Source organism: Roseateles sp. DAIF2 (assembly GCF_015624425.1).
GTDB lineage: Bacteria > Pseudomonadota > Gammaproteobacteria > Burkholderiales > Burkholderiaceae_C > Kinneretia.
This window is the reverse complement of record NZ_CP049919.1, coordinates 868648-894250: the sequence shown is the minus strand read 5'-3', so window position 1 is coordinate 894250 and position 25603 is coordinate 868648. Positions and strand designations below refer to the sequence as shown.

Annotated in this window: 28 protein-coding genes; 2 read left to right on the top strand and 26 right to left on the bottom strand. The window is 71.4% G+C overall.

Annotated features, from left to right (window positions below; all coding sequences use genetic code 11):
* Window positions 1-2 precede the first annotated feature (2 nt).
* The 12 genes from G8A07_RS04265 to G8A07_RS04210 form a co-directional block, all read right to left on the bottom strand.
* Complete coding sequence (locus G8A07_RS04265; RefSeq protein ID WP_195797584.1) at window positions 3-977, bottom strand: TRAP transporter substrate-binding protein; 975 nt, start codon at window positions 975-977, stop codon at window positions 3-5.
* A 67-nt stretch (window positions 978-1044) separates the two neighbouring features.
* Window positions 1045-2037, bottom strand: coding sequence for a D-erythronate dehydrogenase (denD, locus tag G8A07_RS04260; protein WP_195795860.1), 993 nt, complete (start codon window positions 2035-2037; stop codon window positions 1045-1047).
* On the bottom strand, window positions 2034-2840 hold the full coding sequence (gene otnI / locus G8A07_RS04255; protein ID WP_195795859.1) for a 2-oxo-tetronate isomerase: 807 nt from the start codon (window positions 2838-2840) through the stop codon (window positions 2034-2036). Before otnI ends, denD begins: the two co-directional genes overlap by 4 nt.
* A gap of 41 nt (window positions 2841-2881) precedes the next feature.
* Window positions 2882-3571, bottom strand: coding sequence for an aldolase (locus G8A07_RS04250; protein WP_195795858.1), 690 nt, complete (start codon window positions 3569-3571; stop codon window positions 2882-2884).
* The gene (otnK, locus tag G8A07_RS04245) at window positions 3571-4863 is read right to left on the bottom strand and encodes a 3-oxo-tetronate kinase (RefSeq protein ID WP_195795857.1); all 1293 of its coding nucleotides are present in this window, start codon (window positions 4861-4863) and stop codon (window positions 3571-3573) included. Before otnK ends, G8A07_RS04250 begins: the two co-directional genes overlap by 1 nt.
* A complete protein-coding gene (gene ltnD, locus G8A07_RS04240; protein WP_195795856.1) occupies window positions 4860-5777 on the bottom strand; it encodes an L-threonate dehydrogenase in 918 nt (305 codons plus the stop codon). The genes otnK and ltnD overlap by 4 nt, the downstream gene beginning before the upstream one ends.
* Window positions 5774-6571: a FadR/GntR family transcriptional regulator gene (locus tag G8A07_RS04235; protein WP_249937215.1), complete on the bottom strand. Its 798-nt coding sequence runs from the start codon at window positions 6569-6571 to the stop codon at window positions 5774-5776. The genes ltnD and G8A07_RS04235 overlap by 4 nt, the downstream gene beginning before the upstream one ends.
* 152 nt (window positions 6572-6723) lie before the next feature.
* Window positions 6724-7203 (bottom strand): GNAT family N-acetyltransferase, encoded by a 480-nt coding sequence (locus G8A07_RS04230; RefSeq protein ID WP_213086234.1) that lies wholly within the window; start codon window positions 7201-7203, stop codon window positions 6724-6726.
* Between the two features lie 52 nt (window positions 7204-7255).
* The gene (locus tag G8A07_RS04225) at window positions 7256-7591 is read right to left on the bottom strand and encodes a hypothetical protein (RefSeq protein WP_195795855.1); all 336 of its coding nucleotides are present in this window, start codon (window positions 7589-7591) and stop codon (window positions 7256-7258) included.
* Window positions 7588-8637 carry a Gfo/Idh/MocA family protein gene (locus tag G8A07_RS04220; RefSeq protein WP_195795854.1) on the bottom strand — a complete coding sequence of 350 codons (1050 nt, stop codon included), beginning with the start codon at window positions 8635-8637 and terminating at the stop codon, window positions 7588-7590. Before G8A07_RS04220 ends, G8A07_RS04225 begins: the two co-directional genes overlap by 4 nt.
* A 27-nt stretch (window positions 8638-8664) precedes the next feature.
* Complete coding sequence (locus tag G8A07_RS04215; RefSeq protein ID WP_195795853.1) at window positions 8665-9003, bottom strand: YnfA family protein; 339 nt, start codon at window positions 9001-9003, stop codon at window positions 8665-8667.
* A gap of 36 nt (window positions 9004-9039) precedes the next feature.
* Window positions 9040-9459: a PPC domain-containing DNA-binding protein gene (locus tag G8A07_RS04210; protein ID WP_195795852.1), complete on the bottom strand. Its 420-nt coding sequence runs from the start codon at window positions 9457-9459 to the stop codon at window positions 9040-9042.
* Between the two features lie 117 nt (window positions 9460-9576).
* On the opposite strand from G8A07_RS04210, the gene G8A07_RS04205 reads away from it, so the two are divergent.
* Complete coding sequence (locus tag G8A07_RS04205) at window positions 9577-10833, top strand: sensor histidine kinase KdpD (RefSeq protein ID WP_195795851.1); 1257 nt, start codon at window positions 9577-9579, stop codon at window positions 10831-10833.
* Here G8A07_RS04205 and G8A07_RS04200 read toward each other — a convergent pair.
* From G8A07_RS04200 to G8A07_RS04185, 4 genes are all read right to left on the bottom strand, one after another.
* Window positions 10830-11711, bottom strand: coding sequence for an ABC transporter permease (locus G8A07_RS04200; protein ID WP_195795850.1), 882 nt, complete (start codon window positions 11709-11711; stop codon window positions 10830-10832). The two genes, G8A07_RS04205 and G8A07_RS04200, sit on opposite strands and share 4 nt — an antisense overlap.
* Window positions 11708-12538, bottom strand: a complete 831-nt coding sequence (locus tag G8A07_RS04195) for an ABC transporter ATP-binding protein (RefSeq protein WP_195795849.1) — start codon at window positions 12536-12538, stop codon at window positions 11708-11710. Before G8A07_RS04195 ends, G8A07_RS04200 begins: the two co-directional genes overlap by 4 nt.
* A 204-nt stretch (window positions 12539-12742) precedes the next feature.
* Window positions 12743-13759, bottom strand: a complete 1017-nt coding sequence (locus G8A07_RS04190) for an ABC transporter substrate-binding protein (protein ID WP_195795848.1) — start codon at window positions 13757-13759, stop codon at window positions 12743-12745.
* 4 nt (window positions 13760-13763) lie between these two features.
* Entirely contained in the window at window positions 13764-14687 is a 924-nt protein-coding gene (locus G8A07_RS04185; protein ID WP_195795847.1) for a TauD/TfdA family dioxygenase, read from the bottom strand.
* A gap of 200 nt (window positions 14688-14887) precedes the next feature.
* Here G8A07_RS04185 and G8A07_RS04180 point away from each other — a divergent pair, with 200 nt between their 5' ends.
* Window positions 14888-15268 carry a hypothetical protein gene (locus G8A07_RS04180; protein ID WP_195795846.1) on the top strand — a complete coding sequence of 127 codons (381 nt, stop codon included), beginning with the start codon at window positions 14888-14890 and terminating at the stop codon, window positions 15266-15268.
* A 178-nt stretch (window positions 15269-15446) separates the two neighbouring features.
* Here G8A07_RS04180 and G8A07_RS04175 read toward each other — a convergent pair whose 3' ends face one another.
* The 10 genes from G8A07_RS04175 to G8A07_RS04130 all read right to left on the bottom strand — a co-directional run bounded on the left by G8A07_RS04175 (window position 15447) and on the right by G8A07_RS04130 (window position 25533).
* Entirely contained in the window at window positions 15447-15842 is a 396-nt protein-coding gene (locus tag G8A07_RS04175) for a hypothetical protein (RefSeq protein WP_195795845.1), read from the bottom strand.
* A 28-nt stretch (window positions 15843-15870) separates the two neighbouring features.
* The gene (locus G8A07_RS04170) at window positions 15871-16074 is read right to left on the bottom strand and encodes a hypothetical protein (protein ID WP_195795844.1); all 204 of its coding nucleotides are present in this window, start codon (window positions 16072-16074) and stop codon (window positions 15871-15873) included.
* Window positions 16075-16229: 155 nt separating this feature from the next.
* Window positions 16230-16913: a hypothetical protein gene (locus G8A07_RS04165; RefSeq protein ID WP_195795843.1), complete on the bottom strand. Its 684-nt coding sequence runs from the start codon at window positions 16911-16913 to the stop codon at window positions 16230-16232.
* Between the two features lie 86 nt (window positions 16914-16999).
* Complete coding sequence (locus G8A07_RS04160; protein ID WP_195795842.1) at window positions 17000-18103, bottom strand: hypothetical protein; 1104 nt, start codon at window positions 18101-18103, stop codon at window positions 17000-17002.
* Window positions 18104-18177: 74 nt separating this feature from the next.
* The gene (locus tag G8A07_RS27700; RefSeq protein ID WP_213086233.1) at window positions 18178-21723 is read right to left on the bottom strand and encodes a patatin-like phospholipase family protein; all 3546 of its coding nucleotides are present in this window, start codon (window positions 21721-21723) and stop codon (window positions 18178-18180) included.
* A gap of 106 nt (window positions 21724-21829) precedes the next feature.
* Window positions 21830-22768: a VTT domain-containing protein gene (locus tag G8A07_RS04150; protein WP_195795841.1), complete on the bottom strand. Its 939-nt coding sequence runs from the start codon at window positions 22766-22768 to the stop codon at window positions 21830-21832.
* 72 nt (window positions 22769-22840) lie between these two features.
* Window positions 22841-23101 (bottom strand): hypothetical protein, encoded by a 261-nt coding sequence (locus G8A07_RS04145; protein ID WP_195795840.1) that lies wholly within the window; start codon window positions 23099-23101, stop codon window positions 22841-22843.
* A gap of 152 nt (window positions 23102-23253) precedes the next feature.
* A complete protein-coding gene (gene ycaC / locus G8A07_RS04140; protein ID WP_195797581.1) occupies window positions 23254-23874 on the bottom strand; it encodes an isochorismate family cysteine hydrolase YcaC in 621 nt (206 codons plus the stop codon).
* Window positions 23875-23916: 42 nt separating this feature from the next.
* Entirely contained in the window at window positions 23917-24597 is a 681-nt protein-coding gene (locus G8A07_RS04135; protein WP_195795839.1) for a hydrolase, read from the bottom strand.
* Window positions 24598-24651: 54 nt separating this feature from the next.
* Window positions 24652-25533 (bottom strand): pirin family protein, encoded by an 882-nt coding sequence (locus tag G8A07_RS04130; protein WP_195795838.1) that lies wholly within the window; start codon window positions 25531-25533, stop codon window positions 24652-24654.
* Between the last annotated feature and the right edge of the window lie 70 nt (window positions 25534-25603).

Genomic DNA, 25603 nt, shown 5'->3' with positions numbered 1-25603 from the left:
GCTTACTTGACCGCCTGCACCGCGGCGATCTTGTCGGCGCCGAACTCCTTGGCGAAGTTCGCATAGGCCGGCGTCACCGCCTTGCGGAAGGCCTCCCCGTCGACCTTCTCGACCACCTGCATGCCGTCCTTCTTCAGCTGCGCGATGCCATTGGCCTCGTCGTCATTGACCTTCTTGCGCTGCGCCGCCGCGCCCTTGGCCGCGGCCTCGGTGAAGACCTTCTTGTCGGCGTCGTTGAGCTTGTTCCACACCGTGGGCGACAGCAGCAGCACCGCCGGCGAATAGACATGGCCGGTCAGCGACAGATGCTTCTGCACCTGGGCGAACTTGGACGAGAGGATCACCGGAATCGGGTTCTCCTGACCGTCCACCGTGCCCTGCTGCAGCGCGCCGAACAGCTCGGGGAAGGCCATCGGCGTCGGCAGCAGGCCGAAGGTCTTGTAGCCCTCCATATGGATCTTGTTCTCCATCGTGCGCAGCTTCAGGCCCTTGGCGTCCTCCGGCTTGACGATCGGATGCTTGTTGTTGGTCATGTGACGGAAGCCGTTCTCGGTCCAGGCCAGGCCGACCAGGCCCTTGCCCTGCAGCTTCTTCAGCACGTCCTGGCCGATCGGCCCGTCCATCGTGTGGCGCGCATGGTTGTAGTCGCGGAACAGGAAGGGGATGTCGAACAGCTTCACATCGGGCAGGAAGTTGCCCAGCGGCCCGGTCGAGGTGTTGGTCAGGTCCTGGGTGCCGAGCTGCACCGCCTCGATCTGCTCGCGCTCGCCGCCCAGCGCGGAGCTGGGGAACTGCTGGCATTTGTAGCGGCCCTGCGTGCCCTTCTCGACCTCGTCGCAGAACACCGTCGAGCCGACGCCGTAATGCGATTCCTTGGTGGTCGCGTAGCCGATCTTCAGCACCGTCTGGGCCGAGGCCGCGCCGGCCGCGGCCAGCAGCGCCATCGTCATCATCATCAACTTCGTTTTCTTCAGCATCTGGTTCATGGTGGTTTGTCTCCGTTGTCGTGAAGCGAAAAGAAGCGCGCGAGAAAGAAAGGAAGCCTTAGAGCCGCAGCGGCACCCGGATCGCCTGCGGGTGATCGGCCGCGTACTGGCGCAGCACGCCGAGGAAGTCGGCCTCCGGCACCAGGCCCAGCCGCGCGCAGCGCGCCGATTCGAAGCGCGCCGGCCAGCCGCCGACTAGGCGCGCGATCGCCGGGTCCGGCTCGAAGCGCACCCGCGCCAGCGCCTCGGGCCCGGCCAGCGCGGCCAGCGCATCCAGCATCTGCCGCACCGTGACCGTTAGCGCCGGCAGGTTCAGCGCGCTGCGGCCACCGAAGTCCTCGCGCGCGGCCTCGTAGGCGCGGATCAGGCCGGCGATGGTCGCGGCCGGCGAGGCCAGCGCGACCGCGGTTTCTGGCGCCACCGGGCAGACCGCGTCCAGCCCGGCCAGCGGCTCGCGCACGATGCCGGACAGAAAGCCCGAGGCCGCGCCATTGGGCCGGCCGGGGCGCACCGCCACCGTCATCAGCCGCGCGCTGCGGCCGTCGATATAGCCCTTGCGCGTGTAGTCCGCGACCAGCTGCTCGCAGATGAACTTGTGGATGCCGTAGGAGGACTGCGGCAGCGGCAGGGTGTCGTCGCGCACCAGCGCCGGCAGCGGCAGCGTCGCATCGCCGCCGAACACCGCGACCGAGCTGGCGAACACGAAGCGCGGCGCCTGGCCCCCGAGCCGCAGCGCGTCCAGCAGCGCGCGCGTGGTGTCGAGGTTGGACCTGAGGCCCAGCTCGAAATCCAGCTCGCATTCGGCCGACACCGCCGAAGCCAGATGGAACACGCCATCGAAGCCCTCGGCGCCCAGCGCCGCGGCCTGCTCCAGCAGCGCGCCGCTGCGCGCCTGGACCCGCGCATCGGCCAGCAGCTCGGGCGGCGGCGCATGCAGGTCGGCCAGCACCAGGGCCGTGATGGGCCGGCCGGCCAGCTGGCCGCGGGCCAGCAGGGTACGCGCCAGCCGCGCGCCCAGAAAGCCGGCGGCGCCGGTGATCAAGAGCTTCATGCCTGGGACTCCTTGTACGGCGCGAACCAGCCCAGGCCCGCCGTAGTGCTGGCGCCGCGCGGCCGGTACTCGGCGCCGACATGGCCCGCATAGCCCAGCTCGTCGAGCAGCGCGAACAGCCAGGGCCAGTTCAGCTCGCCCTGGGCATCGGGCTCGTGGCGCGCCGGCACGCCGGCGATCTGCAGATGGCCGACCCGGCCGCTGGGCAGGTACTGGCGCAGCTTGGTCGCGACATCGCCCTCGACGATCTGGCAGTGGTACAGATCCATCTGCACCTTCAGGTTCGTTGCGCCGATCTCGGCGACGACCGCATGGGCCTCGTCCTGGCGGTTCAGCAGATAGCCCGGGATGTCGCGGGGGTTGATCGGCTCGATCAGGATCTCGCGCCCGGCCTGGGCCGCCAGGCCGGCCGCCCAGGCCAGGTTCTCCAGATAGGTGGCGCGCAGGCGCGCGGGCTCGGCGCCGGCCGGCCGCAGGCCCGCCATCACATGCAGGCGCGGGCAGCCGAGCGCGATCGCATAGGGCAGGGCCAGATGCTCGAAGCCGAAGCGGAACTCGTCCTCGCGCCCCGGCAGCGCGGCCAGGCCGCGCTCGCCGGCGCCGAAGTCGCCCGGCGGCGCATTGAACAGCGCCTGGCGCAGCCCATGGTCGGCGAGGCGCTGCGCCAGGTCGCGCGCCTCATGCGCATAGGGGAACAGGAACTCCACCGCCTTGAAGCCGTCGCGCGCGGCCGCGCCGAAGCGATCCAGCAGGTCGGCATGTTCCTGGTACATCAGGCTCAGGTTGGCGGCGAATTGCGGCATCGGATGGCTCGTCCTTGTTCTGCTAGTGGTTCTTCATCCGTTCACCAGACCGCGCCGAAATGGCGGCGCAGCTCCTCGATCCGGGCCTCGTCCAGCGGCGCCGGCGCGTCGGGACGGTCGCGCGTCATCAGCCACAGCCGCGCGGTCTCCTCCAGCTCCTCCAGCACCGCCATCGCGGCGGCCGGCGACTCGTGCCAGACATTGGGGCCGAGCCGCTCCAGCAGCACCGCGCGCAGCGGCGTGCCGGCTGCATGCCCGGCCTCGATCGCGGCGGCCACCCGCTCGGCCACCGCCGGATCGCCGGGCCGGTGGTAGGGGATCAGCGGCACCGGGCCGACCTTCATCAGGTAGTAGGGCGTCAGCGGCGGCAGCACCCGGTCGGGCCGCCAGACGCCGGCCAGGCTCAGCGCCACCAGATGAGTGCTGTGGCTGTGGATCACGCATTGCGCGCGCGGCTCGGCCGCGTAGATGCGCCGGTGCAGGGCCAGGGTCTTGCTGGCGCGATCGCCGCTGAGCTGGGTCGCGCCGTCGGCCGCCACATGGGCCAGCTGCTCCGGCCGCAGCCAGCCCAGGCAGGCCTCGGTGGGCGTGATCAGGAAGCCGCGCCCCTCGGGCAGGCGCAGGCTGATGTTGCCGGCCGTCGCATGCAGATAGCCGCGCTCGAACAGGGAGCGGCCGACGCGGCAGATCTCCTCGCGCAGGGTCAGGTCTTGCGGCATCGCTTCGCTCATCAGGCCACCCGGCGCAGCGCCTTGGCGAAGAAGTCGACCGTGCCGAAGTTGCCGGACTTCAGCGCCAGCAGCAGCGGCTGGCCGCCCGGCCCCTCGGCATGGGTCCAGGGCACGCCGGGATCGATGGCCGCGCCGATGCGCAGCGCCTGCAGGCCCAGGGCCTGCACCACCGCGCCCGAGGTCTCGCCGCCGGCCACCACCAGGCGATGCACGCCATGCCGCTCGACCAGGCCGCGCGCGATCGCGGCCAGCGCCGTCTCGACCAGCGCGCCGGCGCGCGCCGCGCCCAGCGTCATCTGCACCCGCCGCAGCGCCTCGGCCTCGGCGGTGGCGTAGATCAGCAGCGGCCAGGCCTGCCTGCCCGCCCAGGCCAGCGCCTGCTCGACCAGCGGCTGGCCCTCGGCCAGCGCCAGCGGGTCGAGCCGCAGCGCGGGCCGGCCGGCCTCCAGCCAATGTCGCACCTGCGCATTGCTGGCTGTCGAGCAGGAGCCCGACAGCACCGCCGCGCGCCCGCCGACCGCCGGCAGGTCCGCCGCCGCCGCATCCGGCTGCACCCAGCCGCGCGCCGCATAGAGCGCCGGCAGGCCCAGCGCCAGGCCGGAGCCGGCGGTCAAGAGCGGCAGCTCGATGCAGGCCTCGGCCAACACGCGCAGGTCATGGTCGTCGACCGCATCGGCCACCGCCAGGCGCACGCCCTCGGCGCGCAGCGCGGCAATGCGCTCGCGCGCCGCGGCCGCGCCGCCGGCCAGCGCCTGGTGGCCCAGCAGGCCGACCCGGCCCCGGCTCTGCGCCTGCAGCACGCGCACCAGATTCGCATCGCTCATCGGCGTCAGCGGATGCTCGCGCATGCCCGATTCGCTGAGCAGCTGGTCGCCGACGAACAGATGGCCGCGGAACACCGTGCGGCCGTTCTCAGGGAAGGCCGGGCAGGCGATCGTGAAGTCGCCGCCCAGCGCCTCCAGCAGGGCCTCGGCCACCGGCCCGATATTGCCGGCCGGCGTCGAATCGAAGGTGGAGCAGTACTTGAAGTAGAACTGGCGCGCCTGCGCGCGCTCGCGCAGCCAGCCCAGCGCGGCCAGCGAGGCCGCCACCGCCTGGGCGGCCGGCACGGTGCGGCTCTTCAGCGCGATCACCAGCGCGTCGGCATCGGCGGGCGGCGCCATCCCGGCCGGCGGCACACCGATCAGCAGCCGGGTGCGCAGGCCCTCGCGCACCAGCATGCTGGCCACGTCGCTGGCGCCGGTGAAATCGTCGGCGATCACGCCCAGCACCGGGCGCTGCACCTCGCTCATGCCTGGCCCTCCGGCAGCTTCAGTCCGGCCAGCGCCGCGTAATGCTTGATCACCGCGGCATCGTCCTCGTCGCCATGGCCGGCGGCCGCGGTGGCGAGGTAGAGCTGGTGCGCCTGCGCGGCCAGCGGCAACGGGAACTGCAGCTGGCGCGCCGCGTCCAGCACGATGCCCAGGTCCTTGACGAAGATGTTGACGCTGGACAGCGGCCGGTAGTCGCCGTCCAGGATATGCGGCACGCGGTTCTGGAACATCCAGCTCATGCCGGCCGAGTTGCAGATCACCTCATAGAGCTGGCGCGCATCGGCGCCGGCGCGCAGGCCCAGCGCCATCGCCTCGCAGGCCGCGGCGATATGCACGCCGGCCAGATGCTGGTTGACCATCTTGACCGTCGAGCCGATGCCGGCCGCATCGCCCAGGCGGTAGACCTTGCCGGCGATCGCGGCCAGCGCCGGCTCGGCCGCCGCGAAGGCCTGCGGCCGGCCCGAGGCCATCACGGTCATCTGCCCCTCGGCCGCCTTCTTCGCGCCGCCCGAGACCGGGCCGTCGATGAACAGCAGGCCGCGCTCCGCCAGCCGCGCCTCCCATTGCGGCGGCAGCGCCGGATCCACCGTCGCGGAGGCGATCACCACCGCGCCGGGCCGCAGCAGGCTGACGAGCCCCGGCCGGTCCGCCTGGTCGAACAGCAGCGCCTCGGTCTGCGCCGCATTGACCACCAGCAACTGCACCACATCGCAGGCCGCGGCCAGCTCGGCCAGCGAGTCGGTGGCATGCCCACCCTCGACCGCAAAGCGCTCGCGCGCCTCGGCGCGCAGGTCCAGCCCCCAGACCGGCAGGCCGCGGCGCAGCGCCGAGACGGCGGCACCGAAACCCATCGAGCCCAGACCGATCACGCCCAGGGTGAGCTCATGCTTCATGTCGTGCCCCGCCTGCTGCGCGCTGCGCCCTTGGTACCCGGCAGCATGCCGGCGACCTCGAGCCGCTGCGCCGCCTTTTCCATATGGCCCATCGCGATGCGGCGTGCGCCGCTTTCGTCGCGCGCCGCGATCGCCTCGACCAGGGCCCGGTGCTCGTCGCGCACCGCGTCGGCAAAGCCCTGGTGCCGCGCCTCGTTGCCGCGCGTCACCCGCATCGCCTCGCGCAGGTATTGCTCCAGGAAGCCGAGCAGGCGGCCGAACTGCGGATTGCCGGTGGACTCGGCGATCGCGCGGTGCAGGGCCAGGTCTTGCTCGACGCCGTCGCCGCCGGCCGCCACCGCGGCCTCGATCGCGCGCAGCGCGCGGCGCAGGCCGGCGATCTGCGCACGCGTGGCGCGCCGCGCCGCCAGCGCGGCGATCTCGCCCTCCAGCGCGCGCCGCACCTCGACGATATGGGTTACCGCCTCCAGCGATTCCAGCACCGTGGGATCGAAGGCCAGCGGCTTGTTCAGCGCCGGCGGCGCGACATAGACGCCCGAGCCCTGGCGCGAGATCAGCAGGCCCTGCGACTTCAGCTGGTGCACCGCCTCGCGCACCACGGTGCGCGACACGCCATGCCGCTCGGAGAGCTGCTGCTCGGTCGGCAGCCGGTCGCCCGGGTTCAGCGCGCCGGAGACCACCTGCTCGGCCAGCAGCGCCGCCAGCCGGTCCGACAGGCGGCTGGCCTGCAGCCGCGGCGCGGGCGCATCTGTCTGCAAGGGCGTCGCGGACGACGCGGCAGCGGGGCTTGCCAAGGCGTTTGTCTCCGGCCTGTATTTGTAGATTGATCAGGTCATACTACAACTTGAGACTGGGAGCGGTGCCCGTGATAACCCTGCTGGACCGAGGCCTGGCGCTAGCTCACCGGAGCCATCGGTACTTGCCGCCTCGCCCCCCAATGCCCCGATCAGCCCGGGGGATGGCGCGCGACCATCAGCACCTCGTCGGCCGAGTAGAGATTCGGGATCACCGCCTCGATCTCGGCGCCCAGGGTCTGCCGGTACAGCTGCTGCGCATGGTTGTCGGCCCGCGTGGTGACGAGTACATGCTTGAGCACCGCGCCCTGCTGCTCGTGTAGCAGAGCTTTCACCAGCGGCAGCGAACGCTCGATCAAGGCCCGCCCCACTCCTCGCGCGCGATGCGCCGGATGCACGGCCAGCTGTTCCAGCTCCAGCACCACCTCCGGCCTGAAGCCGCTCTTCTGGGTCCAGAAGATATAGGCCGCGACGGCCCCTTCCCTTTCCGCCACGAAGGCCAGGGTCTTGGGCCGCGCATTGAAGCTGGCGCTGATCCACTCATGCGACAGGCACTGGCGCACAAACGAGGCCCGATGCACCTCCGCCACCGCGGGGATGTCGGCCGCATTCATTTCACGCACTAGCAACACCGGTACGGCTCCCGCGACAGTTTTGATTGATTGGTCAGCAAGCATTCTGAACTCACGCCGGCGGTCCCGGCCAGCGATAGGCCAGCCACATCAGCACGAGACCCGCCGCCAGCAACAGGAACTCAAGGCACACGCGGCCGCGCGGCCTCAGCAAGGCCGGCAACAAGCCCATGCGCAACTCCACCGCCAGCCACAGGGTGGCAAAGCCGCCGGCCAGGCTCCAGGCGGCCGCGGCCGGCAAATTGACGCCCGCGCCCCCACCGCGCGTGGCGGGGATGAACAGCGCACCGGTGAGCGCACCATGGACGCAGTAGGCCAGCAGCCCACCGAAGACCAGCGCGGCGACCAGCCGGTCGGCGCGGCGGGCCCTGGGCACCCTATCGCTCATGCGACCTCGGTCTCGAACGGATACCTCACCCCCAGCCTTCGCCGGATCTCGTCCATCCACCCCAGCGTGGCCAGGCTCTCGTCCAGCGGCATGTGCGGGCTTTCGATCAGGCCGGCGCGCACGCAGCGCACCGCCTCCTCGATCTCGCCCTCGAAGCCGTTGATCGCGAAGGGCAGGCTGGCAACCTCTGCCTCGGGCTCGCCATGCAGCTGCAGCCGCGCCTCGGTGGCCTGCCAGAAGCGCTGGGGCAGCACGATATGGCCGCGCGAGCCGATCAGGCGCAGCGCGTTGTCGCCGCTGGCGTCGAGCGCGCAGTAGTGCTGGGCGACGATGCCGCCGGGGAAGTCCAGGGTGGCGTGAAAGCGCAGGTCCACGCCGGTGGGTGCCAGCGCGCCGCGCACCTGCAGCTGTTCGAACTCCGGGCAGCGGCCGCCCGGCGTCTGCTGCTGCAGCGCCCAGCGCGTCACGCTCAGGCTGTAGACGCCCACGTCCAGCAGCGCGCCGCCGGCCAGCGCCGGGTCGAACAAACGGCTCGCCGGGTCGTAGGGGGCAGGGAAGCAGAAGCTGGACTGGATCGCGCGCAGCTCGCCGATGCGGCCTTCGCGCAGCCATGCGCCGACGCGCTGGTAGACCGGCAGGAAGCGCGTCCACAGCGCCTCCATCAGGAACACGCGGCGCTCGCGCGCCAGCGCCGCCAGCGGCTCGGCCTCGGCCCGGGTCGGCACCAGCGACTTCTCGCACAGCACCGCCTTGCCGGCCTGCAGGCAGGCGCGCACCACGGCGCCATGCTGGGCATGGGGCGTCGCGACATAGACGCCGTCGATCGCCGGATCGGTCAGCAGCGCGGCGAGATCGTCGCCGGCCCGCGGCAACGCGCCCTCTTCTCCTTGCGGCCAGCGCGCGGCAAAGGCCGCGGCACGCGCGGCATCGCGCCCGACCACCGCAGCCAGATGCATGCCCGGCAGTTGCGTCACCGCCTCGGCAAAGCGGCCGGCGATGCGGCCCGGGCCGACCAGGGCCCAGGCGAAGGAAGACTCACGACTCATCTCGACCGCTCCTTGATCACCATCGCGTCAGCCGCGCTGGGGCTGCAACATGATCAGCGCCATGCCGCACAGCGCGACGGCCGCACCGGCCAGGTCCCAGGGGCTGGGCTTCAGGCCGTCGACCAGCCACAGCCAGGCCAGCGCCGCGCCGATGTAGACGCCGCCATAGGCCGCGTAGACCCGGCCCGCGGCCTGCGGATGCAGGCTCAGCAGCCAGGCAAACAGGGCCAGGCACAACACGGCGGGCAGCAGCAGCCAGGCCGAGCCGTCCTTCTTCAGCCAGAGCCAGGGCAGGTAGCAGCCGGCGATCTCGGCCAGCGCGGTGGCGACGAACAGCGCCAGGGTCTTTGCGAACTCCAGGCCCATGGCCCTCTTCTCCCTCGATGCCAGACAGGCCCGCCATCATGCCCGAGGCCGCACGCGCAGCTCCGGGTAGCCGGTGGCGGGATCGGGCTCGCGGGCGAAATCCCAGTCCGGCAGCCAGAGCAGCAGCAGCTCGGCCGTGGTGCGCACGAGGCAGCCCGGCGCCACATGGCCGCCCAGCACGCGCCCGTCGGCATCGGCCAGGCTGATATGCAGATGGGCGCCGTCGGGCGAGAGGCTGCCGCTCAGGCTCAGGATCTCGATGTCGCCCGTCAGCAGCAGCGGCTCCCGCGCGCCGGCCAGGCGCAGCGCGGCGCCGCAGAGACTGCCAATGCCGGCCAGCACGAAGCCGGCGCGCTGGCCCTGCGTCAGCAGTTCGGCCTGCAAGGCGCGGCGCAGGTCCGCGCCCGGCGGCAGGCGCAAGGGGAACGGGGCGGCGGCGTGGTGGGCGGAAGACATCGTGGCAGGCAGCGTAGCGCATGTCACGCGGACACAGGACGCCGGCGGCATCGCCGCGCTTGCCAGCATCGCGCGGCGAGAGCATAAAGAGCGGGCGCCGCCGACAGGGAGAACCATATGGGTCAGGATCTGCTGCAATGGACCGCCAGCCAGGGCTTTCTGCCGCATGGCTACTGCTTCCAGTGGAGCCCCACCCTGCTCGGGCTGATGGTCGGCTCCGACATGCTGATCGCGCTGGCCTACTTCTCGATCCCGCTGACCCTGCTGGTCTTCGTGCGGCGCCGCCAGGACCTGAAGTTCAACTGGATCTTCCTGATGTTCTCGGCCTTCATCTTCCTGTGCGGCAGCACCCATGTGGTGGACATCCTGACGATCTGGTGGCCGCAGTACTGGTTGCAGGGCTATACCAAGGCCGCGACGGCCGGCGTCTCGGTGGTGACCGCGATCGCGCTGTGGTGGCTGATGCCGGCGGCGCTGCGCCTGCCCAGCACCGCGACCCTGGAGCAGATGGTGGGGCGGCTGGAGACCGAGGTGGCGGAGCGCCGCGCGGCCGAGGCGCGGCTGCAGCAGCTGAGCCAGCAGCTGGAGCAGCGCGTGCTGGAGCGCACCCGCGCGCTGGAGCTGGAGACGGCCGAGCGCCTGCGCCTGCAGGACGCCGACCGCGCCCGCGCCGCGGCCGAGCAGGCCAGCCGCGCCAAGAGCGAGTTCCTCTCGCGCATGAGCCATGAGCTGCGCACGCCGCTGAACGCGGTGCTGGGCTTCGCCCAGCTGCTGGCCGGCGAGTCGCAGCGCCTGTCCGAGCGCCAGCACGATTGGCTGCGGCATATCGAGACCGCCGGCTGGCATCTGCTGAAGCTGGTCGACGATGTGCTGGACATCGCCCGCATCGAGGCCGGCATGCTGCAGGTGGCCGAGGAGCCGGTCGACCTGAACGCCGTGCTGGACGATTGCCGCGACATGGTGGCCCAGGCCGCGCAGGAGCGCCATATCGCGCTGCACCTGGCGGGCGACAGCGCAGTGGTGGTCTCCGACGGCCGGCGCCTGCGCCAGGTGCTGGCCAATCTGCTGACCAATGCGATCAAGTACAACCGCCCCGGCGGCAGCGTCACCGCGCGGCTCTCGCTGCACGAGGACCGGCTGCGCATCGAGGTGGCGGACACCGGCGTGGGCCTCAGCGACGAGCAGCAGGCCCAGCTGTTCCAGCCCTTCAACCGCCTGGGCCAGGAGCATGACGGCCGCGTGCAGGGCACCGGGCTGGGCCTGGTGGTGGTCAAGCAGATGATCGACGCGCTGTGCGGTGCGATCCAGGTGAAGAGCCGGCCCGACGAGGGCACGACCTTTGTCGTCGAATGGCCGGTGGCGCGGCCGGCCTAACGCTGCATCCCCCAGCGTTTGACCGTCAGCCGCTCCAAGGTGTTGAACACCAGGCTCTCGACCGCCAGGCCGATCAGGATCACCAGCACCAACCCGGCGAAGACGCGGTCGGTGTAGAGCTCGTTGCGGTTCTGGAAGATGTACCAGCCGAGCCCGCCCCGGCCCGATGAGGCGCCGAACACCAGCTCGGCCGCGATCAGGGTGCGCCAGGCGAAGGCCCAGCCGATGCGCAGCCCGGCCAGGATCGCCGGCAGCGCCGCCGGCACCAGGATCTGCAGCACATAGCGCAGCCCCGTCAGGCCGTAGTTGCGCCCGGCCATGCGCAGGGTCTCGGGCACGGCCTGAAAGCCGGCATGCATGTTCAGCGCCAGCGGCCACAGCACCGCATGGATCAGCACGAAGATCAGGCTGCCCGCGCCCAGGCCGAACCACAGCAGGGCCAGCGGCAGCAGCGCGATCGCCGGCAGCGGGTTGAACATCGCGGTCAGCGTCGCCAGCAGGTCGCGCCCGAGGCGGGTCGACACGGCCAGGGTCGTCAGGCCGAAGGCCGCCAGCACGCCGCCGGCATAGCCCTGCAGCAGCAGGGCCAGCGAGATGCGCGCCTTGGTGATCAGCTCGCCGCTGGCCAGGCCCTCGGCCACCGCGCGGGCGGTCTGGCCGAAGGTCGGCAGCAGCAGGTCGTTGGCCTGCCAGCGCGCGACCAGCTCCCATGCCAGGGCCAGCACGAGCAGGATCAGGCCGCGGCGCAGCCAGCCCTGCTGCCAGGCGCGCGCGGCCAGCGGCAGCGCTCGCTCCGGCAGCGCGGCCGCGTCCAGCGGGGGCAGCGCGCGCTCGAACTCGGGGCGGATCGGTGGCGTGGGCAGGACGGTGTTGTTCATGCGGTCCGCGCCAGCGCGAGTGCCTCGGGCTCGGCTTCCTCGAACAGCAGGCGGTGGATGCGCTGAGCGCTGGCCTGGAAGGCAGCGCCGCCCAGGCTCTGCAGATCGTAGGCATGGCTGTTGATCTCGGCGCGCAGCCGGCCCGGATGCGGCGACAGCAGCGCGATGCGGCTCCCCACCACCAGCGCCTCCTCGATCGAATGCGTGACGAACAGCAGGGTGAAGCGCACCTCGTCCCACAGCGCCAGCAGCTCCTCCTGCATCTTGCGCCGGGTCAGCGCGTCCAGCGCCGCGAAGGGCTCGTCCATCAGCAGCGCGCGCGGCTGCATCGCCAGCGCCCGCGCGATCGCGACGCGTTGCTTCATGCCGCCGGACAGCTGGTGCGGATAAGCCAGGGCAAAGCCGGCCAGCCCGACCTTGGCCAGGTAATGCCGTGCGCGCTCGGCCGCCTCCTTGCGGCCCAGGCTGCGCGAGGCCAGCAGCGGGAACTCGACGTTCTGCAGCACCGTCTTCCAGGGCGGCAGTTGGTCGAACTCCTGGAACACCACGATGCGGTCCGGCCCCGGCCCGCGCACGACCTGACCCTCGAGCCGGATCTCGCCGCCGGCCGGCGCGACGAAGCCGGCCACCGCCTTCAGCAGGCTGGACTTGCCGCAGCCCGAGGGGCCCAGCAGCACATAGCGCTCGGCCTCATGCACCTCGAAGCTGACCTCATGCGTCGCCTGTACCAGGCGGTCCGGCGTACGGTACTGCAGGCTGACCCGGTCCACCGCCAGCAGCGGCGCGGGCTTGCGGATCGGCGTGACGGCCGGTGCGCCGGGGCTCATCTCAGTTGCTCCACCGCGCTTCGCACGCCCCTCGACGCATGAAACAGGGCATGTTTTTCCGGGCCGAGCGCTGGGCCGCTCCCGAGCCGGCCCGCCTGCCGAGTTGCCAGGGCTCGATGCCCGGGCAACTCGGCGTCCCCCCGGGGGACCGACCGGGCCCACCCGCGTTCAGCGGGGCGGGACTGGGCGAGGGGCAGTTCCATTTCAGCTGCCGGCGGCGTTATGCGCGTCGTCGAAGAAATAGTCCTTCGCCGAGGCCGGCCGGTTCTTGATCGCGCCGACCCGGTGCATGAAGTCGGCCAGCGCGTAGGTGTTCTGCGGCGTCAGCTTGAACTGCACCTCGGGGTTCTTGATGATCTTGATCAGGAAGTCGCGATCCAGCTTGGAGTTGTTGGTGCGCAGGAAGATGTCGGCCGATTGCTCCGGCTTGTCGCTGGCGAAGCGGGCCGCCTCGGCCAGCGCGTCGACGAAGGCCTTGTAGGTCTTCGGGTTCTCCTTGCGGAACTTCTCGGTGCCGTAGAGCACGGTGGCCGAGGCGGGGCCGCCCAGCACCTCGTAGCTCTTCAGCACGATGCGCGCGTTCGGGTTGCCGGCCAGGCCCTGCTCCTGGAACGGCGGGTTGCCGAAATGCGCGCTGATCTCGGTGCCGCCCTTGATGATCGCCGCGGTCGCCTCCGGATGCGGCACAGCGATCTGCAGCTTGTCGAGCCTGTTGTAGTGCGCGTCGCCCCAGAGCTTGGCCGAGGCCAGCTGCAGCACGCGCGACTGCACCGACACGCCGACCGCCGGCAGCGCGATGCGGTCCTTGTCGCTGAAATCGGCAATCGTCTTGACCGCCGGATTGTTGGTGGTCAGGTAGTAGGGGAAGTTGCCCAGCGAGGCGATGCCGCGCACGTTCTGCCGGCCCTGGGTGCGGTCCCACAGGGTCAAGAGCGGGCCGACGCCGGCGCCCGCCACGTCGATGCTGCCGGACAGCAGCGCGTCGTTGACCGCCGCGCCGCCGGAGAGCTTGACGTTCTCGACCTTGATGTCCAGGCCCTGGGCCTTGCCATGCTTCTCGATCAGCTTCTGGTCCTGCGCGATGTTCAGCAGCAGGTAGACGACGCCGAACTGCTCGGCGATGCGGATCTGGCCCTCGGCCCGGGCCGCGCCACCGAGCGCGAGCGCGGCCAGGCCCAGCGCCGCGAGGCGCGTGGTGATGAGGCGTCTTCTTGTCTTCATGGATTCAGTGCGGCTGATCGCCTTCGATGGTGGTGCGGTAGAGCAGGCGGCGCAGATGGTCCGGGCAGCCGGCGGCCAGATGCAGCAGCGAGCGGTTGTCCCAGAACACCAGGTCATGCGGCTGCCAGCGATGGCGGTAGACGAACTCGGGCTTGACGCTGTGCGCGAACAGCTCGTCCAGCAGCGCGCGGCTCTCGGTCTCGGGCAGGCCGACGATGCGGGTCGTGAAATGCTCGCTGACGAACAGGGCCTTGCGGCCGGTCTCCGGATGCGTGCGCACCACCGGCTGCACGACCGGCCTCACCTCGTCGATCTGCGCCTGCGTCAGCCGCGGGCGCCAGGGGTTGCGCGCGCGCAGCTCCTCGTAGCGAGCCAGATAGCTGTGCTCGGCACGCAGGCCGTCGATCTGCGCGCGCAGCGCCTTGGGCAGGGTCTCCCAGGCCAGATGCTGGTTGGCGAACAGGGTGTCGCCGCCCTCGGCAGGCAGCTCCTGCGCATGCAGCATCGAGCCCAGGCTGGGCTGCTCCTTGTACGACAGGTCCGAATGCCAGTAATGCCCGGCATCGCCCAGCCCGATCGGCTGGCCGGCCGCGTCGCGGATATTGGAGATGCGCAGGATCTCCGGCTGCCCCCCGAGCTGGAACTGGCGCAGCACATGGATCTGCAGCGCACCCCAGCGACGGCTGAACTCGACCTGCTGCGCCGGCGTGATGCGTTGCTCGCGGAACACCAGCACATGGTGGTCCAGATGCGCGCGATGCAGGCGCTGGAAATCGGCGGCGCTGAGCGGCCGGCCGAGGTCCAGGCCCAGCACCTCGGCGCCCAGCGGCGCCCCTTCGAAGGCCTGGATCTGGAAGTCCTGCGCCGGCAGCGCGGCAGCGGCAGGTGGAGAAGAAGAATGCGTGGCGAAGGCGGCTTGTGGGGGCATGGTCGGTCCAATGTAGGCCGCGCCCCGGCACCGGCCAAGAAAAGCCTGCGCATACGCATGAACGCTTTTCGCATATGCCTGCCGATGTTCCTCCACATGCGCTGGCGCAGCATCGATATCCGCAATGCGGTCTTGCGCTCGCCAGCTGCAGGGGCCTAGGCTGCGCCCCTTGTCTTCTTCCTTCAACCGATCAAGGCCCGATGCCGGACGCCCGCTCCTCAACCCTACTTCTCCTGTGCGCCGCGCTGCTGCTCCCGGCCGCCCATGCCGGCGAGCTGCCGCGCTGCGCCCGCGTGGCGCCGGGCAACCCGATCACGCTGGACCAGGACCGCCGGCTGGACTTTGTGTTCGCCGGCGAGGCCGTGCTGATCGCCTATGCGGGCGGGCTCAGCACCCTCGAGACCGGCGACCGCGTCCATGTGCGCTACAACAACAGCGGCAAGAACAGCAGCAGCATCTACTCGTTCAAGATCACCAACATCGTGCTGAACGGACCCGGCGGCCGGCCCAGCATCAGCGTGGCCCAGCCGCGCCAGGCCTCCTTCAACGCATCGCGCAGCAGTCCCTGCGCCGGGCGATGAGGAAAACCAGGGCCTGTTAACGCTACGGCAGTAGGCCGCGAAGGCTCGCCCCCAGGGGCCAATCTAGGCGCAGCGCGCCGCCCGCACTCGCGTGCGGGCCAGCGTTGCAACGACGAGTGGCCCCTGGGGGTGGGCCTTCCCGAAGGGTTGTGACCTGCTGCCGTAGCGTTAACAGGCCCTAGCCTCCCAACGCCTCCCATTGCGGCAGGCAAAAGCGCGCCAGCACGGTCAGCCAGCAAGGCTCGCCGGGATCGAAGGCGATGCCCAGCGCCGGGCTGACCAGGAAGCCGGCGCGACGGAAGTGCTGCGGATCCTGTGCCTCGACAAAGTCCGCCAGGCTCGCGAACGGCACCGCCAGCACCGGCCCCGGCTCCAGCACCGGCGCCTGCAGCGTGATCTCCTCCAGCCGCCCGCCGTCCTGGAAGCGGAACACCATGTCGCCATAGTCATAGGCATCCAGCTCGACCGTATTGCGCTGCCGCCGCCAGGGTTCACCGCGCAGGCGCAGTAGTTCCTCGACCGTCAGCGAGAAGGCATAGCGGCCGTCGACACGGACATAGGGTTCCAGGCGCATCGCCGATAGCTCCTTTCGCGCCGAGCGTTCAGAGCTCCCCGAACACCCGGGCCACGCAGGCCTCGCAGCCGCGCCAGGCGACCCACAGGCCCAGCAGCCCCAGCGCACACAGGGCGCCAGCCAGCAGGATGAGGCCGGCCCCCGTCGATGCGCCCTTCATCGCCGCGACGAGTTGCCAGAGGATCAGCGCACCAAAGCCCAGCGCCAGCAGCGCCGCGCAGGCCCACAACACCGGCCGCTTCCAGACGGCCGGAGGCCGAGGCCCCCAAAAGCAGAGGCGGTTCACCATCGAGCAGCAGGGGCAGCGACGGGCTGATGGGCCGGGGGTACGTTTCGAACGTGACATGGCGGGCGGGAGCCTGAGCGCCCACGATAACGCTTGGCCGCCTATTCGGAAACCCGCACGGAGAAAGACCCCGCGCGCGACGGCTTGCGCGTCAGCAGCAGGTTGCGGCTCGATTGCCAGCTGCCATCGACGGCACGCGCCCGCCAGTTCAGCAGCCAGTCCTCCCAGCCGTCGCCGTCGAAGTCGGCGCGCGCCAGCCATTGCAGTTGCAGCTCGTAGGCCGGGCCTCGCAGTTGCAAGACCTGACCCTGCTGGCCCGCGCTGGCGACGAACCGCCATTGGCGCCGGCCGCTGAACTCGTGCAGACTGGCCGCTGGACGCGCCTGGATAGCGGCCATCTCGTCGGGGGAGACGGCGGGCCGCAGCGCCTGCGCGGGCCAGAGCCGCGTGTCGCGCGCCGCCGCCAGATCGACGGGCAAGGCGCTGTGCAGCGGCGGCGCCGCTCGCGTCAGCCATTGCAGCGCCCGACAATCCGCCAGCCGCTGCTGCAAGACGCCCCAGTCGATCGCGGGCCGGGTGCCGACGATGTGCTGCCGCAAGTCCAGCAGAGCCCGGCAATGAGGTGGCGCGATGACATTCCTCGCCTCGCCGTCACGACGCAGCAACAGCTCGAGGGGCTCCGCGAACGGCCGCTCCAGGGCGGCTGCCGCCTCGTCGAAGCGCTGCACGCCCAGACGCTCGACCGCGCCGGGCAGGATCGCGGGAGGAGGAGGAGGAGAAGCCATCGCCGATGCCTGCCCGTCCCGATCGGCATGAACGGACGGGAAGCATGCCGACAAGACCAGCAAGCACCCTGTGAGCGCGCACGCCTTCATCGCGGCGGCGCAAACGCCCCTCGCTCCGGTGCCTCCTCCCAGCGCCGCGGATCGGGCGCCCAGCGGCACGGGTCGGCGGGCTGCTCCAGCAGGGCGGCGATCAGGTCGGCGAGTTCCATGCCCAGATGCGCGCGGGCCGCCGCCGCGCCCGCGTCCTCCAGGTTGGCGGCCAGCACGAAGTCGCGGAAGCGCGCCCAGTCGGCGGCGGACAGCTGCGCCACCAGGATGCGCGCCAGGTCGTAGGACAGCTCGTTGCCCTGGTCGGCACGCAGGAAGGAGCGCCCCGACCAGAACTCCTGGATCTCGCCCGCACCCCAGAATTCCTGGTGGCGCGCGTGCATCTCCTGCGGGCTGGGACGCGCGCCGAACACATCGCCGGGCGGCGGGCAGAGCCGCTGCTCGGTGTTCACCGCCAGGCCCTCGTTGAGCCAGGCCGGCAGCGGCAGATGGCCCAGGCAGGCATGGGTCAGCTCATGCGCGATCACCGGCTCGATCGCGCGCAGGTCCGCCTGCACGGTGAGGAAATGCCCGCAGCCCTGGTTGATGTACATGCCGCCGCTGGCCGCGAACTCGCCGGCCTCGGGGTAGTAGAAGGACACATAGCGGTAGTAGCTCGCCTCGTCCTCGAACACGATCAAGATCTCGTGGCCCCAGGCGGGCACCTCCGCGACACCGTCGAGCAGCCGGACCACCCGCTGCCGGGTCTTGCTCACGAAGGCCCGCGTCGCGGCGGCCACGGCGGGTTCCAGGGTGGACAGCAGCAGCACATCGTCCTCGCCCGCATCGATCCGGTAGCCGGCGCCGAGCGCGGCGCGCAGATGCTCCAGCCAGGCCCGCTCGCAGGCGGTCCAGGCCACCGCCCGCGCCGCATCCGGCGCCGATGCGGACGACGCATCATCCTCGGGAATTCGTGCCACCCAGTCATGAACCCGGGCCCAGTCGACGAAGGGCAGGCCCTCGGCCTCGGTCAGCAGATCGGCCAGCAGCAGGTCCTCGACGCCGGGCGCCGCGATCCGCGTCGGCGGCAGGGCACGCGCCACGGCCGGAGCCGGGGCTGCGGAGGCGGTGGAAGACAGCAGGGAGCGCAGCAGTTTCAGCACGATGGTGAGTGAGCAAGAAGGGCCGGCGAGGATGCCGGCATTAGAAACCAGCGCTGGCCCGCAGGCATGAGGTCTCAGCGCGCCCACCACACCTCGATCACCCCCGGCGTGCCCTGCAGGCCGCCGGCCGGCCGCAGCAGGTCCCAGTCGGACGGCGGGCGCAACGCCCTCACGCAGGCCTGCGCGGCCGGGTCGTCGGGCGGCAGCAGCAGCGTGGTGCGGGCATAGGGCCGGGGCGGCGGCTCGCCGCTGCGGGCGCTGGCGGCCAGCAGGTCCTCGACCGGCGCCACGCGCAAGCCCTGACCCTGCCAGCGCTCGCGCAGCCGCTCGGCCGCCGCGCGCTGGGCCGGGCCATGGATCTGCAGATAGAAGCTGTGGGCCTGGCAGGCCTGGCGCGCATCGGTGCCGGCCGGCGGCGCCGGCATCGCGCTCGCGGCAGGGGTGCCGGCCGGGCCCAGCGCCAGCAGGGCCGCCGGCGGGCAGCTCGGCGCCGGCGGGTTCAGGTCCAGGCCCCAGTAGAGCAGGCGCGGCTGCTGCTGGCGGCGCTGCCAGCCCATGTCCAGGCAGCGCTGGGCGGGTGACTCCAGCAGCAGCGCGCAGGCCGGCAGCTCCCCGCGCCGCGGCAGGCATAGCGCGAGGGTCTGCTGCAGCACGCATTGCGCCAGGGTCGAGCCGCGGAACCAGCCGGCCTGCGACGCGTTGCCACCGGCGCCAGCGCCTCGGCATTGCGTGTCGGCCACGCGCAGCAGCTGGCCGGCCAGCGCGGCCAGCTCCTTGCCGCCATCGGCCGTGCCGCCCTGCAGCCGGCCGAACTGCTCGCCCAACTCGCGCAGCGCCTGGCGCTCCTCGCGCTGCGCCTCCGAGCCCTGGGTGCGCAGCGCGTCGATCGTCTGCCACAGCGAGATGCCCAGGGTCGTCGCGGCGCTCAGGCCCACGGTCGCGGCCACCGCACGGCCGGCGCCGAGGCGCGCCGGCATGCGGGACGAAGCTGCAGCTGCCGCCTTGCCGGCGGCGGCCGGCTCGCCGCGGCCGGGCAAGGCATCGCCCTCGCGCCGGCCCATGCTGACGCCGTCGTCGACGACGAAGGCCCGATCGGCCAGTTCGGGCAGGCGGTGCAGCAGGCCATCGCCGAGGTTGGCGCCCAGCTCCTCGCCGAGGGTGAAGTAGCTCTCCCACTGCGCCTCGTCGAAGAACTGGTCGGTGGTCGACTGCTGCGGGAACAGCGGGTTCTCGCGCTTGAAGTTGATCAGGTCCACCGGCAGGCCCGGGCAGATGTTCGGCTTGACGACCACCAGCAGGCCGCGCGCGCCGCTGCGCCGGTACTGGATGCGAGCCAGCGCCAGGCTGCTGATGCTCTGCGCCGAGGCCAGGTCGTTCAGCGAGCCGAAGGCCGACGGTGCCGACAGGCGGCCATCGGCCGCCTCGCCATGGCGGCGCGCCGGGCGCAGGAACTCGATCTCGGTCTGCAGGTCGATGCGGGCCTTGCGCACCAGGTTCTCCAGGTCACCAAAGCCGTAGCGCGGATCGGCGCCGCAATCGGCCAACACGATCAGGCCGCATTGCTCGGCCAGCAGCGCATAGGCGCCGGTGTTCTCGTAATGACCGCCGTCGCTGAGGTACCAATGGCGCATGCGTTCGGCGTCGAAGCGGCCGCGCAGCTCGTCCAGCACCATGCGCGACTTCGGCGCCCAGGGCGTGCGGCGCTTGTCGCGCTCGCGCCGCGCATCCTTCAGGCCGCGGCTGTCCCACCAATGACCCAGGCGCAGTCCGGCCGTCATCGCCAGCACCGCGACGCCGGTGCGCGTCATGCCACCCAGGCCCGGCGCGAAGGCCGCGCCCGAGATCGCCATCCAGCTGCCCAGCGACATCGCGCGCAGCCCTCCCAGCTTGCGCCAGGGCCGCAGGCCGACGCGCGCGACGCCGCGCGGCCCGATCGTGAACGGCAGGCCGCGCCGGTCCTGGTTGAACAGGCCGCCGCGCGGATCATGGGTCTGGTTGATGCAGCAGTTGATCAGGTGCACCGGGCCGCCGTTCGCATGCGGCGCGTAGCGGCGCTGCGGCAGGTCGTCGCCGCGGTGCATCGCATCGACCGAAGCCACGCGCCAGCCGCCATCGGGCTCCTGCGGCGGCACCTCCAGCGGGCGCAGGCGCGGATCGTCGCTGCCCTCGCGCGCCGGCGTGAAGCGCTGGCCGTTCGCCGCACCCAGATAGCTGCGCACCAGGCGCGCGCGGTAGAACTGGTGCAAGGAGGAGAGGTTCAGGAAGTCGATGTTCCAGGCCGTCAGCAGCGCGAAGCCCAGGCAGGCCATCAGCAGCAGCAGCGCGCGCCGGCTCGAGCCTGGTGCGATCAGCGCGGCCACATCGGGCTGCAGCACCAGCGCATAGGCCAGCGACACCCACCAGGTGCCCAGCAGGAACAGCAGCAGCAGACCGGCCAGATGCCCGAGTGTCGCCAGCGACAGGCCCCAGGCCGGCGCCAGGGTCGAGCTGCTCGGCACCAGGCGCGGCAGCAAGAGGCGCAGCAGGCCCGACAGCGCGACCAGCGCGGTGCCGTACCAGCCCGGCTTGCCCAGCTCAAAGGCCAGGAACCAGGCCAGCCGGTCCAGCAGGCCCAGCAGCAGCAGCACCAGCGCGAGCTGGCCCAGCCCCGCCAGCTGACCGGTCAGGCGCTGCCGGCAGGCCTCGGCCAGCTCGCGCGGGCCCGGCGGCGTCTCGCCCTGCCGGCGCGCCGCGCGCAGCAGCCAGCGCGCCAGCAGCGCGGCGTAGAGCGGCGCAAGCACCCAGGCCAGCGCCGCGCCGAAGGCCAGCGCCCAGACCCACCACAGCGCAGGCGGCCAGAAGTCGGCATCCGCCGCGACCCCGGCCACGGCGCGTGGCCGCAGCCACCACAGCAACGCCGCCACCCCGGCCCAGAGCGCCGGCGTGGCCGCCAGCACCAGGCGCGACCAGGCGGCGCGCCGGCCGGGCTCGCGCACCATCCAGTAGGCGCAGGCCAGCAGCAGCGCGACCGCGGACTGCGGCGCCAGCAGCAGCCAGCTGCTCGGCAGCCAGACCAGCAGGCGCAGCGCCAGGCTGCGCTCCGGCTCGCTACCCGGCAGCCAGGCCTGCACACAGGGCCAGAGATGGATGTTGAATAGCGCCAGCACCGCGCCCAGCAGCAGGCCCAGGATGCCGATCTCCAGATGGATGGCCAGCAGGTTGCGCAGGTACAGCGAGGCCGCGAACAGCGCATCGGCCAGGCCGCGCGGGATCAGGTAGCGGCCGTTGGCGCGCAGCCACCAGGCCAGCCAGCGCTTGTCGGCGCTGGCCAGCGCCTCGGCGGTCTGCACCACCTCGGCCGGGCTGCGCGCCTGGTGGAACAGCTTGCCGACCGCCGCGCCGATATAGCCGCCGCCGGAGACGGTGGATAGCAGGTCGAAGCGCAGCAGCGCGCCCTCGCGCGCCAGCGCCTTGATCAGGCCGAAGCAGAAGGTGGCGCTGCGGATGCCGCCGCCCGACAGCGCCAGGCCCCACAGGCCCTCGCCTTCCGGCGGCGCATGGTCGCCATAGAGCGCGGCGCGGCGCTCCCGCACCAGGTCCTGGATCGCGTCGCCATCACCATCACTGCTGCTACTGCTCATCCGCCGGCCCTTCCTTGGGAGCAGCCGATGAGGTCAAGTGTTGCACCCGCGGCCGGGCGCGATCACCCCCTAATGGAGCAAAAGCAACAGCAGCGGCGGTGGTGGATCAGCCCTGGGCGACCGGCAGCCCGGCCGCGGCCCAGCCGTCCAGCCCGCCGACCAGCGCGCGGGCATGCGTCAGGCCGGCCTCGCCCAAGAGGGTCACGCCCAGCGCGGCGCTGACCTCGTTGGGGCAGTTGCAGTAAAGCACCAGCTCGCGGTCGCGCGGCAGGCTGGCGGCCCGGGCCTTGATCTGGTCCAGCTCCAGCAGCAGCGCGCCGGGGATGCGGCGCGGATCCACCGCCACGCCGCCGGCGGCGCGCACATCGATGAACAGTGGCGCCTCGCGCGCGCCGCGGCGCTGCAGGGCCGCGGCCTCGGCCACCGTGATGCGACCGCCGCGCGTGCGGCGCGCGAAGCGCAGGCGCTGCCACAGGCGGCGCAGGATCAGGCCCGCGACGATCAGCGCCAGCGCGGCCAGCGCGATGTAGCCGGCCCCCGCCAGCATGTCCAGCACCTGCTGGATCTGCTCGGCCAGCATCCAGCCCAGCAGCAGGAAGGCGCCGCTCCACAGCAGGCCGGCCAGCAGGTCGTAGCCAAGGAAGCGCCGCCAGCTCATGCCCAGGGCCCCGGCCATCGGCGCGGCCACCACCGAGACGCCGGGCAGGAACTTCGCGGCCAGCAGGGCCTGACCGCCCCAGCGCAGGATCAGGCCCTCGCTCTGGCGCACGCAGGCATCCGGCGACAGCGAGATGCGGCACAGCAGCTTCATCACGCGATGCCCATGGCTGCGGCCGGCGACGAACCAGACCGCGTCGCCGCCGATATTGGCCAGCACCGCGACCGCCAGCGCGCCCCAGCCGGAGATCTGCCCCTCGGCCGCCAGCCCGCCGGCCACCACCAGCAGGGGCGCGGCCGGCAGCGGCGCCCCGGCGCGCGCCGCCAGGGTGACGGCAAACACCAGCAGCACGCCGTGGGCGATCAGGAGGTCGAGCAGTTCGCGCATGGAAAAGGGAAAAGATAGGACCGGACGGAATCCATCGATTCTCGCCCGGCCCGCGCCGCCCTGCGCCCCGGATCAACCCAGCTCGCCGCGCACCGCCTCCAGCGACAGGCCCCAGGCCTGCACGAACACCGGCACCCGCGCGCCGCTGGCCGCATCGAACCAGTCCTCGACGCCGAACGCGGTCATGCGCCCGCGCAGCAGCTGGCCCGGCGCCAGCACCTGCCCATCGAGCTGCTCGGCCAGCACATGGCTGCCGTCTTCCAGCACCAGGGCCGGGCCGCCGCTGGCGGGGCGCAGCAGCGCGACGCGGCCTTGTTGCTCCGCCGAGTCCATTTCAGCTCTCCAGAGTGAATGAACTTGCGGGCCGAGCGCAGGGCCGCTCCCAAGCCGGCCCGCCGCAGGCCGCTGCTTGCCGGTCGATCCGGCAAGCAGCGCCGTCCCCTCGGGGGACCGGCCAAGGTACTCCTTGGACGAGGGGCCTCATCTCAGCCTTTCGTAGCGCTATAGCTGGTGATCAGGTTGCGGTAGTCCGGGATATGGTTGGAGAACAGCGCACCCAGGCCCGCCACATCGTTGCGCCAGTCGCGGTGCAGCTCGCAGGCCACGCCGAACCAGCTCATCAGCTGCGCGCCGGCCTCGGCCATGCGGTTCCAGGCGGCGTTGCGCGTGATCTCATTGAAGGTGCCGGAGGCATCGGTGACGACGAAGACCTCGTAGCCCTCGGCCAGGGCCGACAGCGCCGGGAAGGCCACGCAGACCTCGGTGACGACGCCGGCGATGATCAGCTGCTTCTTGCCGGTGGCCTTGACGGCCTTCAGGAAGTCCTCGTTGTCCCAAGCATTGATCTGGCCGGGGCGCGGGATGAAGGGCGCATCCGGGAAGATCTGCTTCAGCTCGGGCACCAGCGGGCCGTTCGGGCCGTCCTCGAAGCTGGTGGTCAGGATGGTGGGCAGCTGGAAATACTTGGCCAGGTCGGCCAGGGCCAGCACATTGTTCTTGAACTTGTCCGGGTCGATGTCGCGCACCAGGGACAGCAGGCCGGCCTGGTGGTCGACCAGCAGCACGGCGGCATTGTTCTTGTCCAGGCGGGTGTAGGGCTTGCTCATCATGAGTCCTTTCAAAAGGGGTGGGGTGACGAAGTCGCGCGCTCAGGCGCGCTGCGAATCCAGCTGCTCGCCGCTCTTGGCGACGTCCTGGGCCTTGCCGTAGCTTTCGATCAGCAGCCGGTATTCGGGGAAGATCTGGGTGTAGACCTCGGCCCATTGCAGCGCATCGGCGCGGTTCCAGGTGCGCTGGATCTCGGAGGCCACGGCCGCGGTGTCCATCGGCACGACGCCGGCCTGCACCACACGCGCCAGCGTGATCTCCTGGGCCATCTTGGAATAGGTGCCGGAGGCGTCAACCACCGCGAACACCTTGTAGCCGGCCTGCACCGCGCTGATCGCCGGGAAGGCCATGCAGACACTGGTGATCGTGCCGGCGATGATCAGGGTCTTGCGGCCGGTGGCCTCGACCGCGGCGACGAAGTCGGGGTTGTCCCAGGCATTGATCTCGCCCTTGCGCGCCACGTACTGCGCATGCGGCGCATTGGCGTGGATCTCGGGGATCAGCGGGCCGTTCGGGCCCTGCGGCACCGAGGCGGTGGTGATCACCGGCATCTTGGCCAGCGTGGCCATCTTCGCCAGCGCGCCGGCATGCGCGCGCAGCTTGGGGCTGGGCATGTCATTGACGGTCTGGAACAGGCCGCTCTGGTGGTCGATCAGCAGCATCACCGCGTCATCGGGATCGATCACGGGGCGCTGGCCATTGAAGTTGGCGATCTGGGTCATGGTGTGGGTCTCCTTTCGGGAGGGTTGAGGAAGGTGAAGAGAAGAAGAAAGGGGTCAGGTCTGGCTCGCCGCGATCCGGCCGAAGCGCCCGCTGCGGAAGTCGTCCAGCGCCTGCGCGATCTCGGCCTCGCTGTTCATCACGAAGGGCCCCTGGCCGACGATGGGCTCGTCGATCGGCGCGCCGCCCAGCAGCAGCAGGCGCGATTCCTGCCGGGCCTCGATCTCGATGGCGTCGCCAGCGCGGTCGAAATGCATCCACTGCGCCTCGCCCAGCAGCTGCTGCTCATTCGCCAGCACCAGGCCGCTGAGCGCCACCAGGGCCGTGGTCTGCCCCTCGGGCAGGGCCAGGCGCACGCGGCCGCCGGGGTTCAGGCGCAGGTCCCAGACATCGATCGGCGTGTGGGTGCGCGCCGGGCCGCGCCGGCCCGCGTAGGCGCCGGCGATCACGCGCAGGCGGCCGGCGGCCTCCGGCAGCTCGACGACCGGGATCTGCGCATCCAGCAGGGTCTGGTAGCCGGGCGCACCGAGCTTGTCGCGCGCCGGCAGGTTGACCCACAGCTGCACCATCTCCAGCTCGCCGCCGCTGCGCGTGAAGGCCTCGGAGTGGAACTCCTCGTGCAGGATGCCGGAGGCGGCCGTCATCCACTGCACATCGCCCGGGCCGATCAGGCCGCCGGCGCCGGTCGAGTCGCGATGCGCGACCTCGCCGCGGTAGACGATGGTGACGGTCTCGAAGCCGCGGTGCGGATGCACGCCGACGCCGCGCGGTGCGTCGGCCGGCGGGAAGCTGGCCGGGCCCGCGTAGTCCAGCAGCAGGAAGGGGCTCAGCGCCTGGCCATGGCTGCCGTAGCTGAACAGCGAGCGCACCGGGAAACCGTTGCCCACCCAATGGGGCCGCGGGGCGCTGTAGGCACCGAGGATCTTCTTGTTCGACATGGCGTTTCTTCCTTTCTTGGGGCGGTTCCGGATCGGCCTGGAACCTGAGGGGAAGAATAGGAATGGAACA

Excerpts from the sequence above, each read along its gene's own strand:
- G8A07_RS04175 (WP_195795845.1), bottom strand. The coding sequence starts at position 15,842 with ATGCGCCTGGAACCCTATGTCCGTGTCGACGGCCGCTATGCCTTCTCG.
- otnK (WP_195795857.1), bottom strand. The coding sequence starts at position 4,863 with ATGAGCGAGGTGCAGCGCCCGGTGCTGGGCGTGATCGCCGACGATTTC.
- denD (WP_195795860.1), bottom strand. The coding sequence starts at position 2,037 with ATGAAGCTCTTGATCACCGGCGCCGCCGGCTTTCTGGGCGCGCGGCTG.
- G8A07_RS04185 (WP_195795847.1), bottom strand. The coding sequence starts at position 14,687 with ATGCCCCCACAAGCCGCCTTCGCCACGCATTCTTCTTCTCCACCTGCC.
- G8A07_RS04190 (WP_195795848.1), bottom strand. The coding sequence starts at position 13,759 with ATGAAGACAAGAAGACGCCTCATCACCACGCGCCTCGCGGCGCTGGGC.
- G8A07_RS04195 (WP_195795849.1), bottom strand. The coding sequence starts at position 12,538 with ATGAGCCCCGGCGCACCGGCCGTCACGCCGATCCGCAAGCCCGCGCCG.
- G8A07_RS04220 (WP_195795854.1), bottom strand. The coding sequence starts at position 8,637 with ATGAGTCGTGAGTCTTCCTTCGCCTGGGCCCTGGTCGGCCCGGGCCGC.
- G8A07_RS04165 (WP_195795843.1), bottom strand. The coding sequence starts at position 16,913 with ATGGCTTCTCCTCCTCCTCCTCCCGCGATCCTGCCCGGCGCGGTCGAG.
- ltnD (WP_195795856.1), bottom strand. The coding sequence starts at position 5,777 with ATGAAGCATGAGCTCACCCTGGGCGTGATCGGTCTGGGCTCGATGGGT.
- G8A07_RS04210 (WP_195795852.1), bottom strand. The coding sequence starts at position 9,459 with ATGTCTTCCGCCCACCACGCCGCCGCCCCGTTCCCCTTGCGCCTGCCG.
- G8A07_RS04265 (WP_195797584.1), bottom strand. The coding sequence starts at position 977 with ATGCTGAAGAAAACGAAGTTGATGATGATGACGATGGCGCTGCTGGCC.
- G8A07_RS04135 (WP_195795839.1), bottom strand. The coding sequence starts at position 24,597 with ATGACCCAGATCGCCAACTTCAATGGCCAGCGCCCCGTGATCGATCCC.
- G8A07_RS04150 (WP_195795841.1), bottom strand. The coding sequence starts at position 22,768 with ATGCGCGAACTGCTCGACCTCCTGATCGCCCACGGCGTGCTGCTGGTG.
- G8A07_RS04145 (WP_195795840.1), bottom strand. The coding sequence starts at position 23,101 with ATGGACTCGGCGGAGCAACAAGGCCGCGTCGCGCTGCTGCGCCCCGCC.
- G8A07_RS04180 (WP_195795846.1), top strand. The coding sequence starts at position 14,888 with ATGCCGGACGCCCGCTCCTCAACCCTACTTCTCCTGTGCGCCGCGCTG.
- G8A07_RS04200 (WP_195795850.1), bottom strand. The coding sequence starts at position 11,711 with ATGAACAACACCGTCCTGCCCACGCCACCGATCCGCCCCGAGTTCGAG.
- ycaC (WP_195797581.1), bottom strand. The coding sequence starts at position 23,874 with ATGAGCAAGCCCTACACCCGCCTGGACAAGAACAATGCCGCCGTGCTG.
- G8A07_RS04250 (WP_195795858.1), bottom strand. The coding sequence starts at position 3,571 with ATGAGCGAAGCGATGCCGCAAGACCTGACCCTGCGCGAGGAGATCTGC.
- G8A07_RS04215 (WP_195795853.1), bottom strand. The coding sequence starts at position 9,003 with ATGGGCCTGGAGTTCGCAAAGACCCTGGCGCTGTTCGTCGCCACCGCG.
- G8A07_RS27700 (WP_213086233.1), bottom strand. The coding sequence starts at position 21,723 with ATGAGCAGTAGCAGCAGTGATGGTGATGGCGACGCGATCCAGGACCTG.
- G8A07_RS04130 (WP_195795838.1), bottom strand. The coding sequence starts at position 25,533 with ATGTCGAACAAGAAGATCCTCGGTGCCTACAGCGCCCCGCGGCCCCAT.
- G8A07_RS04225 (WP_195795855.1), bottom strand. The coding sequence starts at position 7,591 with ATGAGCGATAGGGTGCCCAGGGCCCGCCGCGCCGACCGGCTGGTCGCC.
- G8A07_RS04205 (WP_195795851.1), top strand. The coding sequence starts at position 9,577 with ATGGGTCAGGATCTGCTGCAATGGACCGCCAGCCAGGGCTTTCTGCCG.
- otnI (WP_195795859.1), bottom strand. The coding sequence starts at position 2,840 with ATGCCGCAATTCGCCGCCAACCTGAGCCTGATGTACCAGGAACATGCC.